General features: G+C 38.9%; 16 protein-coding genes. 7 read left to right on the top strand and 9 right to left on the bottom strand.

What is annotated here, in order from left to right:
- Positions 1–18: 18 nt before the first annotated feature.
- The 3 genes from DBO93_RS11080 to DBO93_RS11070 form a co-directional block, all read right to left on the bottom strand.
- The gene (locus tag DBO93_RS11080) at positions 19–753 is read right to left on the bottom strand and encodes a transporter substrate-binding domain-containing protein (RefSeq protein ID WP_162533775.1); all 735 of its coding nucleotides are present in this window, start codon (positions 751–753) and stop codon (positions 19–21) included.
- 97 nt (positions 754–850) lie between these two features.
- Complete coding sequence (locus tag DBO93_RS11075; RefSeq protein WP_108456398.1) at positions 851–1306, bottom strand: hypothetical protein; 456 nt, start codon at positions 1304–1306, stop codon at positions 851–853.
- Positions 1307–1404: 98 nt separating this feature from the next.
- Positions 1405–1791 (bottom strand): alpha/beta hydrolase, encoded by a 387-nt coding sequence (locus DBO93_RS11070; RefSeq protein ID WP_162533774.1) that lies wholly within the window; start codon positions 1789–1791, stop codon positions 1405–1407.
- Positions 1792–2072: 281 nt separating this feature from the next.
- Here DBO93_RS11070 and glnS point away from each other — a divergent pair, with 281 nt between their 5' ends.
- Positions 2073–3755, top strand: coding sequence for a glutamine--tRNA ligase (glnS, locus tag DBO93_RS11065; RefSeq protein WP_108456396.1), 1683 nt, complete (start codon positions 2073–2075; stop codon positions 3753–3755).
- A 142-nt stretch (positions 3756–3897) separates the two neighbouring features.
- Here glnS and trpA read toward each other — a convergent pair whose 3' ends face one another.
- From trpA to DBO93_RS11035, 6 genes are read right to left on the bottom strand one after another with little or no spacing between them, the layout of a single operon-like run.
- Positions 3898–4734: a tryptophan synthase subunit alpha gene (gene trpA, locus DBO93_RS11060; RefSeq protein ID WP_108456395.1), complete on the bottom strand. Its 837-nt coding sequence runs from the start codon at positions 4732–4734 to the stop codon at positions 3898–3900.
- Positions 4734–5981: a tryptophan synthase subunit beta gene (gene trpB / locus DBO93_RS11055; RefSeq protein WP_108456394.1), complete on the bottom strand. Its 1248-nt coding sequence runs from the start codon at positions 5979–5981 to the stop codon at positions 4734–4736. Before trpB ends, trpA begins: the two co-directional genes overlap by 1 nt.
- Before the next feature lies 1 nt (position 5982).
- Complete coding sequence (gene trpCF / locus DBO93_RS11050) at positions 5983–7371, bottom strand: bifunctional indole-3-glycerol-phosphate synthase TrpC/phosphoribosylanthranilate isomerase TrpF (RefSeq protein WP_108456393.1); 1389 nt, start codon at positions 7369–7371, stop codon at positions 5983–5985.
- Positions 7371–8471, bottom strand: a complete 1101-nt coding sequence (gene trpD / locus DBO93_RS11045) for an anthranilate phosphoribosyltransferase (protein WP_108456392.1) — start codon at positions 8469–8471, stop codon at positions 7371–7373. The genes trpCF and trpD overlap by 1 nt, the downstream gene beginning before the upstream one ends.
- Positions 8458–9156, bottom strand: a complete 699-nt coding sequence (locus tag DBO93_RS11040) for an aminodeoxychorismate/anthranilate synthase component II (RefSeq protein WP_108456391.1) — start codon at positions 9154–9156, stop codon at positions 8458–8460. The genes trpD and DBO93_RS11040 overlap by 14 nt, the downstream gene beginning before the upstream one ends.
- Entirely contained in the window at positions 9156–10853 is a 1698-nt protein-coding gene (locus DBO93_RS11035) for an anthranilate synthase component 1 (protein WP_108457817.1), read from the bottom strand. The genes DBO93_RS11040 and DBO93_RS11035 overlap by 1 nt, the downstream gene beginning before the upstream one ends.
- A 394-nt stretch (positions 10854–11247) precedes the next feature.
- Between DBO93_RS11035 and DBO93_RS11030 the strand changes: the two genes are divergently transcribed.
- The 6 genes from DBO93_RS11030 (at position 11248) to rnd (ending at position 16810) form a co-directional block, all read left to right on the top strand.
- Positions 11248–12138 carry a PHP domain-containing protein gene (locus DBO93_RS11030; RefSeq protein WP_108456390.1) on the top strand — a complete coding sequence of 297 codons (891 nt, stop codon included), beginning with the start codon at positions 11248–11250 and terminating at the stop codon, positions 12136–12138.
- A gap of 86 nt (positions 12139–12224) precedes the next feature.
- Positions 12225–12845, top strand: a complete 621-nt coding sequence (locus DBO93_RS11025; RefSeq protein ID WP_108456389.1) for an L-threonylcarbamoyladenylate synthase — start codon at positions 12225–12227, stop codon at positions 12843–12845.
- 160 nt (positions 12846–13005) lie between these two features.
- Positions 13006–13806, top strand: coding sequence for a ScpA family protein (locus DBO93_RS11020; RefSeq protein WP_239059205.1), 801 nt, complete (start codon positions 13006–13008; stop codon positions 13804–13806).
- Between the two features lie 63 nt (positions 13807–13869).
- Positions 13870–14433 (top strand): SMC-Scp complex subunit ScpB, encoded by a 564-nt coding sequence (gene scpB, locus DBO93_RS11015; protein ID WP_108456388.1) that lies wholly within the window; start codon positions 13870–13872, stop codon positions 14431–14433.
- A 130-nt stretch (positions 14434–14563) separates the two neighbouring features.
- On the top strand, positions 14564–15424 hold the full coding sequence (rluB, locus tag DBO93_RS11010) for a 23S rRNA pseudouridine(2605) synthase RluB (RefSeq protein ID WP_108456387.1): 861 nt from the start codon (positions 14564–14566) through the stop codon (positions 15422–15424).
- 234 nt (positions 15425–15658) lie between these two features.
- Positions 15659–16810 carry a ribonuclease D gene (gene rnd, locus DBO93_RS11005; protein ID WP_239058970.1) on the top strand — a complete coding sequence of 384 codons (1152 nt, stop codon included), beginning with the start codon at positions 15659–15661 and terminating at the stop codon, positions 16808–16810.
- The last annotated feature ends 22 nt before the right edge of the window (positions 16811–16832 follow it).

The raw sequence follows: 16832 nt of genomic DNA, 5'->3' as shown, positions 1-16832 counted from the left end.
TTTTACTAATATTTTAAATTAGTTGTTATTTTTATTATGATTAACTCGCCAAGAGTTAAAAGCTTTTTTAACGGTGGAAATCATTTCTGGCGACGAGCTTTTACTCAGCGCCATACAATGTTCTGTACTGTCGTTTGGGTGTAACTTAAAACCTACTTTTAAGTCATCGATGCTAAAACCTGTATCTTGCAAGCGATAAATTAAACTTTCTTTCGATTGAATAACAGCATCTATTCTTCCATTAAGTAAGTTTTTTATATTGTTTTCTTCACTCGAAGTAACGATTAAGTTTCGACCTTCAACAAAGCCATGCTCTAGCATGTAATTATGGCTATTATCACTTCTTAATACACCAATAACTGTGTCACCCAAAGTTTCTAACGCAGAGATATCAGCCTTGTTCTTTTTTAGTTTATATATGTTAATGGGTGTTTTGGCGTGTATAGGACAAAACCACTCAAAGTAGGGCGTTCGTTCTTTAGTTTTATAAATGGAATAAATGAGCACATTGGGCTTATTCATCGCTAAATAATAACTACGCGCCCACGGATAAGTCCTAATGGTGTAATCAATGCCTGAAGGCGCTAAAATATCATTAATTTTTTTTGTCACGCTGCCTGAAATATCGTTTCTATTTTCAGGGTTTTGTATTATAAATGGCGGCCAATGTTCACTAACTACTTCTAAAGTTAGTGCAGTTACTTTTACGCTAAATATTGAAAAGATGAGCAATACGCTAAGTAAAAATTTCAACAATAAAACCCTCTTCGACGATTGCCGTTATATTTAAAAACACAATAATAAATTTACACAGTAAGAATAATTAACCTATCAGTAATATGCTTTTATATCAATTTCTGGTGCTTATAATACTCGTTAACTTTTCAGCTGTTTCGTTCGGCTCTTCCATTGGAAAACAATGAGTTTTACCAAACTTTTGCCATTGAATGTTTTTATTAATTTTAGCGGCTCTTTTAACTGCTTTTGGTATAAAAAAATAGCTGTTATGTGCGACTAATATTTCTACTGGTACTTTAATGTTATAAATCGCCCGCCAAAGGCCTTTTGGGTACGAGCCAAAGATTGAAGCTTCCCAGCTTGGCTCACAACTCAGTTGCACGGTACTATCGGCATTAATCGATGAGGAAAATTCACAGTAATCGTTAATCACTTGCGAATGCCAAGTTTTATAAAAGGCTTTACTGGCAATACTCTCGTTCATTGCAGCAATGCTTGGCCATGTATTGGTACGATTAGCGACTGATTTTACTAAAGTGCTTCTACGCCATGCTCCGGTTACTCGCATAAGTTGTTGCGCTATTATCATCTCAGTTTGGAATAACACTGGGTCGAGTAAAATTATTTCGCTGAATAAATCTGGGTATTTAACTGCAGCTAATAACGTTAAAACACCCCCATAGAGTGCCCAATACCTATTAAAGGACCATTTTCTTTAACATTGGCTTGTGCATAAATAGCATCTGCAACCGTATTAGCCATTTTTTGCCAGTCAGGCATACGTTTTGATGGCTGTGTGGAGTTACCATGCCCGGGCACATCTGTTAACCAAATAGACCAGTCTTTTGGTAGTTGCGATGCCATTACCGCTAAGGTCATTGCAGAGAAACCGGTGCCATGCAAAATATGAATACGTTTGGCGTCTTTAGCACCAGCACGATAGTAGCCGTTTACCGTATTTTGACTCTTAGATTTTTGTTGCCATTGCTGTACATTCTCAAGAGAAAGTTTACGAGTCGAGAGTGTTGCTTTAGAAGATGAACTTTCAGACATTAGGAGGCTGTTAAGGAAATAAAAAAGTATAAATAACATAACAATTTACTGGTCTGATGTGAATGGTTTTCTAAATCTTTAATTTATTTTGCAATGGCGTTGCACAAGTTCAGTAAAATGGACTGTTCTGCCTTATATGTTGTCGTAAATGAGCGTAAGTTTACTTATATTTCGCTTTATATAGGAGAATTTATATTCTTTAGGTGCGCTTAGGTTAATTCTATTGATATAATATCTTCAATTATGTTATTTAAATTTTTACTATTTTAGGGGTTTTGTGGATGTCGGAAGTAGAAAACCGTCCTACCAATTTTATTCGTCAAATTATTGATGCTGATCTAGCTAGTGGCAAGCATAGTCAAATACAAACACGTTTTCCGCCTGAGCCGAATGGTTTTTTACATATTGGTCATGCGAAATCTATATGTTTAAATTTTGGTGTTGCTCAAGATTATCAGGGTTTATGTAATTTACGCTTTGATGATACTAACCCTGAAAAAGAAGATATTGATTACGTAAACTCTATTCAAGCAGACGTTAAATGGTTAGGTTTTGAATGGGCTGGCGATATTCACTATTCTTCAGATTATTTTGACCGCTTGTATGGTTATGCTGTTGAGCTTATCGAAAAAGGTTTAGCTTACGTTTGTTTTTTAAATGGTGAAGAAACGCGTGAGTACCGTGGTACGTTAAAGCAACCAGGTAAAAATAGCCCTTATCGTGATACTTCTGTTGAAGAAAACCTCGCTTTGTTTGCAAAAATGAAAGCCGGTGACTTTAAAGAAGGTGAGTGTGCATTGCGCGCTAAAATCGATATGGCATCGAGCTTTATGTGTATGCGTGATCCTATTATTTATCGTGTTAAATTTGCCCATCATCACCAAACAGGGGATAAATGGTGCATTTATCCAATGTACGATTTTACTCATTGTATTTCTGACGCCATTGAAGGCGTAACGCACTCATTGTGTACCTTAGAGTTTCAGGACAACCGTCGTTTATATGACTGGGTTATCGATAATATCTCGATTGAAACTATTCCACATCAATACGAATTTTCACGCTTAAATCTTGAATATACCGTAATGAGCAAGCGAAAATTAAATAGCTTAGTGGAAGATAAGTTAGTACATGGTTGGGATGACCCGCGTATGCCAACGATTGCGGGTTTCCGTCGTAAAGGCTTTACACCCGGTTCACTGCGTGAATTTACCAAACGTATCGGTGTAACTAAAATGGATAACACCGTCGAAATGAGCGTGTTAGATGCTTGTATTCGTGAAGACTTAAATGACAATGCTCCACGTGCAATGGCCGTTTTAGACCCTATTAAATTGGTGATTGAAAACTATCCTGACGGGCAAGTTGAAAACCTTGATGTTAAAAATCATCCAAGTGACGAAAGCCATGGCTCGCGTGTTGTTCCTTTTTCTAAAGAACTTTACATAGAAGCAGAAGACTTTCGTGAAGAAGCTAATAAGAAATATAAACGTTTAGTATTAGACAAAGCTGTTCGTTTACGTGGCGCTTATGTTGTTACGGCTACTCGTTGTGATAAAGATGCAGAAGGGAACGTGACTACGGTTTATTGCCAGTACGATCCAGAAACCTTAGGTAAAAATCCTACTGATGGTACTAAACCTAAAGGTGTTATTCATTGGGTTTCTGCTGAGCAAAGTCTTGATGCAGAAATTCGTTTGTATGAACGTTTATTTACGGTGCCAAATCCAGGTGCAGCAGAAGACTTTCATTCGGTGATTAACCCTGACTCACTAACTATCATCAGTAATGCAAAAGTTGAACCTTATTTAGCTAATGCAAAGCCTGAACAAGCATTTCAGTTTGAACGCCAAGGGTACTTTTGTTTAGATAATAAAATCTCAACAGAAGATACTGCCGCAGGTAAACTCGTATTCAACCGTACCGTTGGTTTACGTGATACTTGGGAAAAAAAATCAGCATAGTTATTATTTAATCACTGGCTAATAGCCATTGATTTAGAAACTAAGAGGCAATAAAAAAAGCTCATAAGTTAAACCTTATGAGCTTTTTTATGTTCAAACCGAACCACTTTTAACTGATAGCTGTTAACTCAAAGCTGCTAATTCAAAGCTTAGTCGCCAGTTTCATCGCGATAACAAAACTCGCTAATTCGGCTAACATTTTGTCATTATCATCGAGATTATTTTCAATTATTTTGACCACAGCAGAGCCACTAATAGCACCTTTTGCCCCTGTGGCTAATGCCGCTTCTACTTGTTCAGGCTTTGATATACCAAAACCAATAACCGAAGGCGCAGCTTGGTGTTTGTCTAAAATATCAATCAGCTTATGACCAGTCATTTCAGCTTCAGTTTCTGTACCTGTTACGCCAACACGACTTAATACATAAGTATAACCAGAACCGTAATCAGCGACTTTTTGTAAAGTTGCTTCACTGGCATTAGGCGGAGCAATAAAAATAGGTGCTACATTATTGGCAATTGCCGCCTGTCTAAAAGGCTCACTCTCACGAATGGGTAAGTCAGCAATTAGCACTGAGTCAACACCCGCAGCAGCCACATCACGATAAAAATTATTAATACCGCGAGCAAATACTAAGTTGCCATAAAGTAACAAACCAATTGGAGTGTCAGGCGAATAGGCACGAACTTTGGCTAAAATATCTAAACAAATGTCGGTATTCGTATTAGCTTTTAATGCACGAAGAGCAGCCATTTGTATGGTTAAACCGTCGGCACTTGGGTCTGAAAACGGTATGCCTAGCTCTAAAGCATCTGCGCCAGCATCAATAAGGGTTTTAATTATTTCAAAAGACTGTTCAGGGTTTGGATCGCCGATGATCACAAAAGGAATAAATGCTCCTTCTTTTTTGGCTGCGAGCTTTTCAAACGCTTGGTCATAACGAGTACTTACATTAGTTATGTTAGTTGCTTGGCTCATTATGCTTCTCCTCTGTGTTTAACGTTACTTTTCTCAGCAGTCTCGGGTGATATAATCGCGTTAACATGCGCTAAATCTTTATCTCCTCGGCCTGATAAATTAACCAAAAAGATAGTTTCCTCGGTTACTTTATCAGCCATTTTTAAAGCATGCGCTAAGGCGTGAGATGACTCTAAAGCCGGAATTATACCTTCGTTACGCGCTAACAATTGAAATGCTTCTAATGCTTCATCGTCATTAATTGGCACGTATTGAGCACGACCAGAATCCTTTAATTGTGCGTGTTGTGGACCTACCGCAGGGTAATCAAGACCAGCCGATACTGAGTAAGACTCTTCAATTTGTCCAGCCTTGTCTTGCATAATGTAGGTGTAGTTACCATGTAACATGCCTTTAGTGCCTGCAACTAAGGTTGCACCGTGGTGTGCGGTATTAATGCCTTTACCGCCAGCTTCAACACCGATGAGCTTAACGTTTTCATCGCCGATAAAATCGTTAAACATACCAATAGCATTTGAGCCACCTCCAACACAGGCAATAACGTAATCAGGTAAACGACCTTCTTCTGCTAATAACTGTTGTTTTGCTTCTTCGCCGATCATTTTTTGAAATTCACGTACAATCGTCGGGAACGGGTGAGGACCCGCCGCCGTGCCTAATAAATAGTGCGCGTTTTCATAATTTGCTGACCAATCACGTAAAGCTTCATTCACCGCATCTTTAAGTGTACCGCTACCAGCTGTTACGGGAATAACTTCTGCACCCATTAATTGCATACGAAAAACGTTCGGTTGCTGACGCTGACAATCAACTGCGCCCATATAAACTTTACATTTTAAACCTAATAACGAGCAGGCTATCGCAGTAGCAACACCATGTTGACCCGCGCCAGTTTCTGCAATTATTTCTGTTTTCCCCATGCGCTTGGCAAGTAAGGCTTGTCCTAACACTTGGTTGGTTTTGTGTGCGCCACCGTGCAGTAAATCTTCACGCTTTAGGTAAATTTTAGCTAATGGGTTTTTAACAATATTACGACACAATGTTAGTGGCGTTGGTCGGCCAGCATAGCTAGTTAATAATTTGTTGAACTCGGCTAAAAAAACTTCATCGGTTTGCGATTCAATAAAGGCTTGCTCTAGCTGTTCTAAAGCAGGCACTAACAATTCGCCCACAAACATGCCACCAAACTCACCGAAGTAGGCTGGTAAGGTTTTTTTAGGCTGATTTTCACTTGTAGATTTTAACATCTTAATAATTCCGTATTTGGGCGAAAACTTCATTGAGCTTTTCGCGACATTTAATGCCTGGGCTAGATTCAACACCTGAGTTGATATCTAAGCCAAATAATTCGTGGTTGTTCAATTGCCCGCACGCTTGGGTGATATTATCTTGTTGTAAGCCGCCAGCTAAAAAACAACGCGATAAGTCTTGCTCGCTATCAGCTAACGCTTGCCAGTTAAAAGCCTGACCGCTGCCAGCATTTTTACCGTCGAGTACAATATGGTCGACATTACTGGGTAAAGTTGGCACCTTGTTTTCAACAGGTAGCGCTTTAAATATTTGACAATGTTGAAACAACTTTTCTCTTAAACTATTAATGTATTCTTGGCTTTCTTGACCATGCAATTGTACCGCTGATAATTGCAATTCATGTGCGAATTCAAGCACAGTATCTTGCGAATGATTAACAAATACACCAACATATTTTAAGCTTGGGTTATCACTGATAATAACTTTTGCCTGTGCTTTATCAATACACCTAGGTGATTTCTCAGCAAAGATAAGTCCGCCAAATTCTGCACCCGCATTAATTGCAAACGAAGCATGTTCCGGGCTTGTTAAACCACACACTTTATTGTGACCAAATATTAATTGCCGACATGCTAAATCAATATCATCTTCAGCCATAACCGAGCTGCCAACTAAAAAGCCATCAACGGCTGGGGCAAGCTCTCTCACTTGTGCATTATTATATATGCCTGATTCAGAAATAACGATGCGATCATCAGGTAATGTTGGCGCTAAGTCAAAGGTACGTGAAATATCGGTTGAAAGATCACGTAAGTTGCGATTATTAATACCAATGAGTTTTGCATTTAAGCTAATCGCGCGTTCGCATTCTTCTTCGTTAGAAACTTCAGTCAAAATAGCTAAGTTTAACGACTGTGCAACAGCTGCCAGCTCATTGTATTCTTCGTCATTGAGCACGCTCAGCATAAGTAATATTGCGTCGGCGCCATAATGTCTGGCCAAATAAACTTGGTAGGTATCAAAAAAGAAATCTTTATTCAGTACTGGGCACTTAACGAAATCACTAACGGTTTTTAAATAGCTAAAGTCGCCTTGGAAATATTTATGCTCGGTCAGTACTGATATTGCCGCCGCGTAATTATCATAAATACCGGCTATTTCTGCGACATTAAAATCAGCTCTGATCAAACCTTTTGATGGTGATGCTTTTTTACATTCTAAAATAAAGCCAGCGTAAGGTTTTTCTGCTGTACGCGTTAGCGCTTGATACATATCTTTTTTTGAAGGTGTTAAATCATCAATAAAGCTTGCTAACGGTAATTCTTTCTTTAAATGCTCTATCTCAATACGTCGATTTTCAACGATTTGCTCAAGAATATTACTCATTATGCTGTTACTCCTGAGTTCGATATTTGTACTAAATCTGCTAATGTTTTTGTTGCTGCACCCGAGGCGAGTACCTGAGTGGCGTGTTGTGCCGCTAACAATAACGTATCGGCTTTACCGTTAAGCTGCTCGCGATGTAAATAAAGTAGTGCTGCACAATTAATAATAACTGCGCTGTTATGGGCAGCTTGGCCTTTACCGGCTAATATGGCTTGAATAAATTTGGCGTTTTCTTCAGGCGTTCCACCTTTTATATCTTCTAGGGTGTAGTTTTCTAAACCAAAGTCTGCAGGCGTAACTTCTTTCTCGGTTAATTCACCATGACTTATCTCAGTAACTTGTGTTTTCCCATGTAACGCTATTTCATCTAAGCCACTACCATGAACTACCCAAGCTTGTTTTACACCAGTTAGCATCAGAGCTTGTGCAATCGGGGTAATTAATTCAGGAATATAAACACCTAACAACATAATGTCGGGCTTTGCCGGATTAACTAACGGCCCTAAAATATTGAATAGGGTTCGAATAGCCATAGCTTTACGCACCGGAGCAGCATGCTTGAAGCCAGTATGGTAAGCAGGAGCATATAAAAAGCAGATATTGGCTTGCGCTAAACATTCACTTGCCACTTCAGGTGACATTGTTAAGTTTACGCCGAGTGCTTCGAGTAAATCGGCAGAGCCAGACATACTTGAGACACTTCTGTTGCCATGTTTTGCCATTTTTAAGCCACAAGCAGCCGCTAAAATAGCCGCAGTGGTAGATATGTTTATGGTATTTGCGCCATCTCCGCCTGTGCCTACGCAATCAGCCACACTTGTGCTCTGGCTCGGGAAAACACTAGCATTGGCGCGAATAGCAATCGCAGCACCAGCAATTTCAGCTGGCGTTTCACCTTTAATTTTTAGCGCAGTCAGTATTGCCGCTAAACGTTCTGGCGCGACAAAACCATTGATCACTTGTTCAAACACATCATGACTTTGCTGTTGTGTTAGTGAATTACCATCAACTAAAGTATTGAGTGCACTATGCGTAATGTCATCGTTACTCACGGGCTGAGTTTTTGGTGAATTTTCGCTACTTAGTTCAGTGGTTGTCATGAGTATGCCCTTGTGCTTTATAAATAGTTTGGTTAGCCAAAGCGGATAAATGATTAAGGCTTTGGGCTAATAAATTGGTGCCATATGTGGTTAATATCGATTCAGGATGAAACTGAAAACCGATGGCCGCATCGCTACTATGCTCTATTGCCATAGGTAAGGTAATTTCATCATTGTCAGTGGATAAATTAACATAGGCTGTCATGGTCAGTTGCTCTGGCATTTTGCTGGCAACAAGTGAATGATAACGCGCTACAGGTAAAGGGCTATCAATATTATCAAAAGCGCCTAATCCGTTGTGGGTAATATTAGACGACTTTCCGTGCACTACTTCAGGTGCGCGTGCTATTACACCGCCATAATGTTGGATTAATGCTTGATGCCCTAAACAAATACCTAAGATAGGAAATTGTCCGGCGCATAATTTAATTAAAGGCATTAAACAACCTGCATGCGTAGGATCGCCAGGTCCGGGTGAAAGCACTAAAATAACGCCAGCGTTATTACTTTGTTGCTTCTCTTGTAACTTTTTAAAAATAAAATCAGCACTGATAGTATGGCGATAAATGGTCAGTTGGTAACCTAAACAACGAAACTCATCGACCAAATTATAAGTAAATGAGTCAAGATTATCTAACATAACAATTTCTGGTAAAGCGATAGGTAAAGCATCAGTTGATTTCATTATTTCGTTTCCTTGTGCATAACATCGCTGTTAGTTAAATTTTTTCTTACCTGATGAGAGATAACTAATACTTTACCTTCTGCTTCTTTAATCGCACTGATCACTGCTTGAGCTTTTTGTCTGGTTTCATTTGTTTCTGATTGTGGGTCTGAGTCAAAAACCACTCCTGCGCCAGCTTGTATTTGTGCGCGATTATTTTGTACGAAGGCTGAACGTATAACGATACAAGTGTCCATATCACCATTGCCGGTTAAGTAACCCACTGCGCCGCCATAACTACCTCTGCGTTTTCCTTCTACTTCACGAATAAGTGAGGTTGCTTTTACTTTAGGTGCACCAGACAATGTGCCCATATTCATACAAGCTTGGTAAGCGTGCAGTGCATCTAATTCGATTTCTAATGTGCCACAGACCCGAGAAACAAGGTGCATAACGTGTGAATATCGGTCGACTTTTAATAGCTCAGCCACATGACGAGTACCAGGCTTGCTAACGCGCGCGATGTCATTACGTGCTAAATCAACCAACATAATATGCTCGGCTAATTCTTTTTTATCTAATCGTAAGTCTAACTCTATTCGACTATCTAAATCAGGCGATAAACTGCCGTCAGCGTTAAAGCCACGAGGACGTGTACCGGCAATTGGGTAAATCTCTACTTGTCGATTACTTTGTTGATACTTAAGTGCTGACTCTGGCGAAGCGCCGAATATACAAAAATCACTGTCTTGCAAATAAAACATATAAGGGCTTGGATTACTGTGTTTTAGTGCTTTATAGGCGTTAAGGTTATTTGAGCAGGTCAGGCTAAAAGTGCGTGACGGTACTACTTGGAAAATGTCACCGGCTAAAATATTCTCTTTTAAGTCATTAACTATTTGGCAAAAAGCCTCATCGTCAATATCACAGCTTAATGGCAGCTGTTCATCTTCTTTTGACGCAGTGTTGTTGTTATCGGCGTTAACTGGTTTAGGTTCAAATGAAGCGGTTATATCAGTACTTAAACGTGTTTTTATTACGTTAATTCTTGCTAATGCTGCTGCTTTAGCTTCTTCGTATCCAGGGCCGGTAAATTGATTGGTAATTACATCACTTGATTGTTTTTCATGGTCAATAATAATCAGCGTTTCAGCGAGATAATAAACAAAATCTGGGCAAGTATTTTCGCCATCAGCAACTTCAGGTAATGATTCGCTCATCGACATCATATCGAATGCAAAAGCACCCCCTAAAAATACCGCAAACGGGTGTTGGGTTGTATTATCTAGTTGACTGAATAAACGTAAGCTTTGAAAAGGGTTAATTGCAAGCAATCGAGAACGTTCATCTAATTGTTCGTTAATGTCAGAAAATGTGGCACTAAATGCCTGATTGTCGTCACTACCGTTTTCGGTGATTGCTGCATTCAATGCTAATGCTTGTTTCGCAAACGACAGGGCATTTTCACCGTTTTTATTTAATGCAGTAAAGTGAACAGTATTACCATTACAAACAATTTTAACGGCGGTGTCGGTAAGCAGTAAACTTTTAAGTTGATGCTTTTTATCAATTTCTGCTGATTCCAGTAATAACGTATTTTCTTTATCAGCACATAGAGTGTGAAAAACAGCTAAGGGATCACTTTGATAGCTTAAGGTATCGGTAATAGTAACAACCGCACCCGGTTGTTGATGGTTTATCACAGCTTCAGGCTGCATTTTTTCAGTTTTATATTCTTGGGTATTGCTCATGGGTATTCCTACTAATAATCTATTTAAAAAACGGTCATCCAGCGTAAATAGGCAAAAGCCACCATAAGAACCAACGTTTAACTTTAATGCGCAACATACTTATTACTCTCGTTCAATTATTCAAAATTTTAAAAACAAAAAACCCGCAATAGGGTGCGGGTTTTCGAAGTTTTTACTTACAAGTAAACATCACAACCCACTTATGTAGAGTTATGCCACCACCAAATCATAGAAATAGTTTGTTTTACTTGTATCATTATCTGTTTTATCTCAGTAAAATTGTTTTATTCACTTGCCTAATTAGTGACTTGACTATGTTATTAGGTAGTTTTAAGTCCCTATAGAAGAACCGATTCGCGTAATGATGTCAACCACTGATTTTACTAAAGATAAAGATTTTTCAAACTTACGGGTTGATCTACACAGCCACACTAATTGCTCGGACGGTGCATTAACACCAAAAGAGCTGATAGAACGGGCGGTTAACTTCCAAATTGACGTATTGGCGATCACAGATCACGACAGCGTTAAAGGCCTTGATAGTGCAAAACAAACTATTTTAGATCAAAATATTCCATTAACTTTGATTAATGGCATTGAAATATCAACCCAGTGGCAAGGTTTTGAAATTCATATTGTTGGTCTAAATATTGACCCTGAGCATACACAATTACAAAGCTTAATATCAGCGCAGCAGCAACGTCGAGAAGACCGCGCAAAAACCATGGGCGAGAAACTCGAAAAATGTGGTTTTAGTGATGTTTACAGTCAAGCCAAAGCAATGGCAGGTGATGGTTCTATTACTCGCGCACATTTTGCAAGAGTGCTTTTACATCGCGGTATTGTCAGTAAAATGCAATCAGCTTTTGACAAGTATATTGGCAAAGGCAAACGTGCTTATGTTAATCCTAATTGGTGCACCATTGACGAGGCCGTAGCAACTATACACGCCGCAGGTGGTGTTGCAGTGATGGCGCATCCTATAAGATATGACTTAACCGCTAAATGGTTAAGGCGTTTAATTGTTGATTTTAAAGCGGCTCAAGGCGACGGTTTAGAAGTCGTGTTACCTCAGATGAATAACGAGCAGCGTAAAATAATGCTAAACTATTGTTCAGAATATGATTTACATGCATCGATGGGCTCTGATTTTCATCAGCCAAGTCGATGGAGCGATTTAGGACGAAACTTAATAATGCCAGAGCAAGCTAACCCTATTTGGCAACTTTGGCAAAGTGAAGGTATTCGGTAGTTATTGATTAACAGTGTATAAGTTAAAATGTTACTCGGTGGATATTACATTATGTTGATAAACTTGAAATTTAGATGGAGCTTATTATGAGCCAGTTTTTTTATGTACACCCAGATAACCCTCAAGGTCGCTTAATGAAACAAGCGGCTGCTATTATCAGCCAAGGTGGTGTTATTGTTTACCCAACAGACTCTGGTTATGCCTTAGGTTGCCATATTGGTGATAAAAAAGCCTTGGAACGAATTTGTAATATTCGTGACATAAATAAAGAACACAACTTTACCCTGATGTGTAGCGATCTATCTGAGTTGTCAGAATATACGCGTGTTGATAACAGTGCTTTTCGCTTATTAAAGAACAATACGCCTGGGCCTTATACCTTTATTTTTAAAGGTTCAAAAGAGGTACCTAAGCGTTTATTAAACCCTAAGCGTAAAACTATCGGTATACGAGTTCCGGATAATAATATCGCTCAAGCGCTATTAGCAGAGCTGGGTGAGCCAATAATGTCGACAACACTTATCATGCCTGGCGCTGAAACAGCAGAGTTTGACCCAGAGCATATTCGCGATATTTTAGAGCACCAAGTTGATTTGATCATCAACGGTGGTCATTTAGGTGAACGCCCGACAACGGTTATCGACTTTTCTAATGATGAGGTTGAAATACTTCGTGTGGGTGAGGGCGATCCAACCCCTTTTCAATAATAATTACCTGAAGTTATAGTTATTGTTATTGTTAATAAAAGTTAAATTATGAAGCATAAAATTCAAATGTTGAAAGTAGCTGATGCCTGATAATTCAGTTAAGTTATCCAAAGATACTATGTCAGGTATAGCGCCAGATAAAACCTCAGGCTCTGGCGTAATGCTACAGCAAGTCTTACCGTTCGCGTTATTACGCGGCGAAGCCATTATAGAAAAGCCTCAAGATCTATTTATACCGCCCGACGCTTTAGAAGTTATTTTAGAAATGTTTGAAGGGCCGCTCGACCTTTTATTGTATTTAATTCGAAAACAAAAATTTGATATTCTAGACTTACCCATTTCCCCCATCACTACGCAATACATGACCTATGTTGATTTAATGAAAGACATTAAATTGGAGTTAGCGGCTGAGTATTTAGTGATGGCGTCAATTTTAGCGGAAATTAAATCACGGTTATTATTACCCAAACAAGCGGTTGAAGAAGAAGAGGGTGATCCACGGGCAGAGTTAGTTAGAAAATTACAAGAATATGAAGTGATTAAAAAAGCGGCTGAAAATATTGATGACCTACCTCGTGTAGACCGCGATAACTTTGTAGCAAAAGTTGAGTTAGCTGAAAACTTTGTCCCTGAAGTTCTTAATAGTCAAGTTGATCTCGCTGAGTTAGTCAATGCTTTACAAGGCATAATGAAGCGTACACAGGCTTATGAACATCATCATATTCAAAAAGAGTCATTGTCGACTAGAGAACGAATGGCGCATATTTTATCGGTATTAAAAAACACAAGTCAGGAACAACCTTACTGTGATTTCAGTGACTTATTTACTATCAAAGAAGGTAAACAAGGTGTTGTCGTTACTTTTTTAGCTATTCTAGAGCTGATTAAAGAATCACTAATCGAATGCATACAAACAAAAATTTATGGCGAAATAAGGGTTTGTTTACCTAAGCAAGTTTAAAGTAAATTATGAGTAAAATTACTAGCAAGAGTGGCTGTAAAAATATGGGTGAAATGAGCAACAATGATCACGGATAAAATACGCCATAAAGATATTGATGATGCCAAACTTAAACGTCTGGTCGAAGCAGCGTTGTTTCTTGCTGAAAAGCCATTGTCGGTGCAATTACTTAAACGCGATTTTTTAATAGAATATCGTGTCAGTAACCTACGTATTCGTGATATCATTATCGCTATCCAAGCTGACTTTAAAGGCCGTGGTGTAGAACTCAATAAAGTCGCTTCTGGCTATCGTTTTCAAACACCGTCAGAGCTTAGCGAAGATTTAGCGCATTTATACAAAGAAAAAGCACCAAAATACTCACGTGCTATTTTAGAAACATTAGCGTTAATTGCTTATAAACAACCGATAACCCGTGGAGAAATAGAAGACATTCGCGGTGTTGCTGTTAGTAGTAATATTATTAAAACGCTAACCGATAGAAATTGGATAAAAACAGTAGGTCAAAAGGAAGTGCCCGGTCGACCTGTGTTGTATGCGAGTACACAAGAGTTTCTTGATTACTTTTCACTGACATCACTCGACCAACTGCCGGCATTAATGCCAATGGAAGATTTTACCAGTTAAGCGTTTTTGAAAGAAACGTTAAACTAAAAAAGCAGGGTATTTACCCTAACCTTAAAGAGACAGAGACGTAAAAGTGAATCAGATAATTCTGATTCACTGTAAAGTTACTGACGTAAGAGAGTTAAGACCTATGTCTGAAAAATTACAAAAAGTATTAGCACGCGCAGGTGCTGGTTCACGCCGAGAAATGGAAACCTACATTAGTGCGGGACGTGTAAGCGTTGAAGGCAAAACCGCTTATTTAGGCGACCGTGTTGAAGGCAATGAACTTATTCGCGTCGACGGCCATCAAATTAAACTAAAACCTTTAGCTGACGATTTGTGTCGTGTTTTAATGTACAACAAGCCTGAAGGCGAAATGTGTACACGTAAAGACCCTGAAGGCCGCCCAACTGTTTTTGATCGCTTACCTAAACTAGACGGAAGTCGCTGGGTTGCCGTAGGTCGTTTAGATATTAACACCTCAGGCATGCTGCTTTTCACTACTGATGGTGAACTTGCCAACCGTTTAATGCATCCTTCTAAACAAGTAGAGCGTGAATATGCGGTACGTATATTTGGTGAAGTTAATGAGGCAATGTTACAAACACTTCGCCACGGCGTTAAGTTAGAAGATGGCCCGGCTAAGTTTCAAAAAATCACATACAAAGGTGGTGAAGGCCGTAACCATTGGTTCCATGTTGTATTATCTGAAGGACGTAACCGCGAAGTTCGTCGCCTTTGGGAAAGCCAAGATGTACAAGTTAGCCGATTAATTCGTGTTCGATACGGTGATATGGAGATGAAACGTCAATTACCTTTAGGTGGTTGGACTGAGTTGAATCTTCAAGATGTAAACTACTACAGAAAACTCGTTGATTTAGCACCTGAAACACAAAGTAAGGTGAAAGTAGACGAGAAAGCGATGGATAACGCGAAAAGTCGTCGTATTCGTCGTTCAGTGAAAAAGCATCAGCATCGCAGCCAACAGGCTACTAGACGCAGACGTTAAAAAGCAACAAATTGCTCGGTACATCATAATGACAAGTTCAACTAATCTCGAACTTGTCATTTTTTATTTGTATTGAACGGTTGAATTACACTCTGATATTGGTTAGAAAATAATTATTAAAATAAGATATGGTAACGGCTAAGCTCAAGCTTATTATTCACTTTAAGGTGGCTAAACCGCACCACCTGTGTTTTTGTTACTTATTTAAGTTATTTGTTTTATATAGGACATGACGTGCAAGCAACTATTGAAAGAATTTATATCGAAGACTCCGAGCAATTACACCTAATTTGTCAGCGCTACGCCCAAGCCAAAATTCTTGCGATCGATACTGAGTTTGTGCGCACACGAACACTTTATCCTAAGTTGGGTCTTATTCAGATAAACGATGGTGAAACCTTAGCGTTAATCGACCCTGTTGCCGTTTCAGACTTAACCGTATTTTGGCAGCTACTAGAAAATCCAAATATTCAAAAAGTATTACATGCCTGTTCAGAAGATTTAGAAGTTTTTTTAACTGCGGGTAATTGTCGCCCAGTAAATCTTATTGATAGCCAAATTATAATGGCCTTTTTAGGACATGGAATTTCAATGGGTTATGCTGCTATGATTGCCCATTATACGGATATTGAGTTAGATAAGTCTGAGTCGCGTACTGATTGGATGAAAAGACCGCTAACACAAAAGCAATTGGACTATGCTGCTGCAGATGTGGAGCATTTATTTAATATATTACCTTTATTGTTTGCTGATATTGAAAAGGCAGGTTGGCTAGATGCAGCACAAGAAGAAAGTAATGTCATGGTTGATCGCAAGTTCAGCCCTATTGACGAAAGCCAGTTGTATCTTAATCTAAAAATGGCTTGGCGCTTAAATCCTGTGCAACTTTATCGACTACAGCAGTTAACTATTTGGCGTTTTCAACAAGCTAAAATAAAAGACAGGCCAATTGGTTTTATTGCCAAAGATCATACCTTATTTGCGTTAGCGCAAGTAAACCCAACGAGTGTGGGAGCTATGTCAGGTATTGAAGGCGTAGAGGTACTTGATATACGCCACAAAGGTAATGTTATGCTAACAGTGCTAAAACGCGCTACCGAAGCAAAAAACGCTACATTACCTGAGCCTATAATTCGACTTGATGAATATCCAGGCTATAAACAAAACTTCAAAAAAGTTAAAAATGCCATTACGGAGTTCAGCACTCAAACTAACTTGTTGCCAGAGAACTTTGCTTCTAAAAAACAAATAAACCAATTTATGTCATGGCATTTTAAGCTCAACGGCGCAGAGAATAATCCGCAATTGGTCGATATTATGCGCGGTTGGCGTAAGTCATTATTTGGTGATAAGTTGCTTGCATTTGTTGAAAATGACTTTAAATAAGTCGCTTTAATATTGACTGATA

It is taken from the genome of Colwellia sp. Arc7-D, from assembly GCF_003061515.1.
GTDB lineage: Bacteria > Pseudomonadota > Gammaproteobacteria > Enterobacterales > Alteromonadaceae > Cognaticolwellia.
Note: the sequence above shows the minus strand (reverse complement) of the source record. Positions and strands in the feature narration are given on the sequence as shown.

Bases quoted from the DNA above. Each gene is read 5' to 3' on its own strand.
- DBO93_RS11075 (WP_108456398.1), bottom strand. From the start codon at position 1,306: ATGCGAGTAACCGGAGCATGGCGTAGAAGCACTTTAGTAAAATCAGTC.
- DBO93_RS11070 (WP_162533774.1), bottom strand. From the start codon at position 1,791: ATGTCTGAAAGTTCATCTTCTAAAGCAACACTCTCGACTCGTAAACTT.
- glnS (WP_108456396.1), top strand. From the start codon at position 2,073: ATGTCGGAAGTAGAAAACCGTCCTACCAATTTTATTCGTCAAATTATT.
- trpA (WP_108456395.1), bottom strand. From the start codon at position 4,734: ATGAGCCAAGCAACTAACATAACTAATGTAAGTACTCGTTATGACCAA.
- trpB (WP_108456394.1), bottom strand. From the start codon at position 5,981: ATGTTAAAATCTACAAGTGAAAATCAGCCTAAAAAAACCTTACCAGCC.
- trpCF (WP_108456393.1), bottom strand. From the start codon at position 7,371: ATGAGTAATATTCTTGAGCAAATCGTTGAAAATCGACGTATTGAGATA.
- trpD (WP_108456392.1), bottom strand. From the start codon at position 8,471: ATGACAACCACTGAACTAAGTAGCGAAAATTCACCAAAAACTCAGCCC.
- DBO93_RS11040 (WP_108456391.1), bottom strand. From the start codon at position 9,156: ATGAAATCAACTGATGCTTTACCTATCGCTTTACCAGAAATTGTTATG.
- DBO93_RS11035 (WP_108457817.1), bottom strand. From the start codon at position 10,853: ATGCAGCCTGAAGCTGTGATAAACCATCAACAACCGGGTGCGGTTGTT.
- DBO93_RS11030 (WP_108456390.1), top strand. From the start codon at position 11,248: ATGATGTCAACCACTGATTTTACTAAAGATAAAGATTTTTCAAACTTA.
- DBO93_RS11025 (WP_108456389.1), top strand. From the start codon at position 12,225: ATGAGCCAGTTTTTTTATGTACACCCAGATAACCCTCAAGGTCGCTTA.
- DBO93_RS11020 (WP_239059205.1), top strand. From the start codon at position 13,006: ATGCTACAGCAAGTCTTACCGTTCGCGTTATTACGCGGCGAAGCCATT.
- scpB (WP_108456388.1), top strand. From the start codon at position 13,870: ATGATCACGGATAAAATACGCCATAAAGATATTGATGATGCCAAACTT.
- rluB (WP_108456387.1), top strand. From the start codon at position 14,564: ATGTCTGAAAAATTACAAAAAGTATTAGCACGCGCAGGTGCTGGTTCA.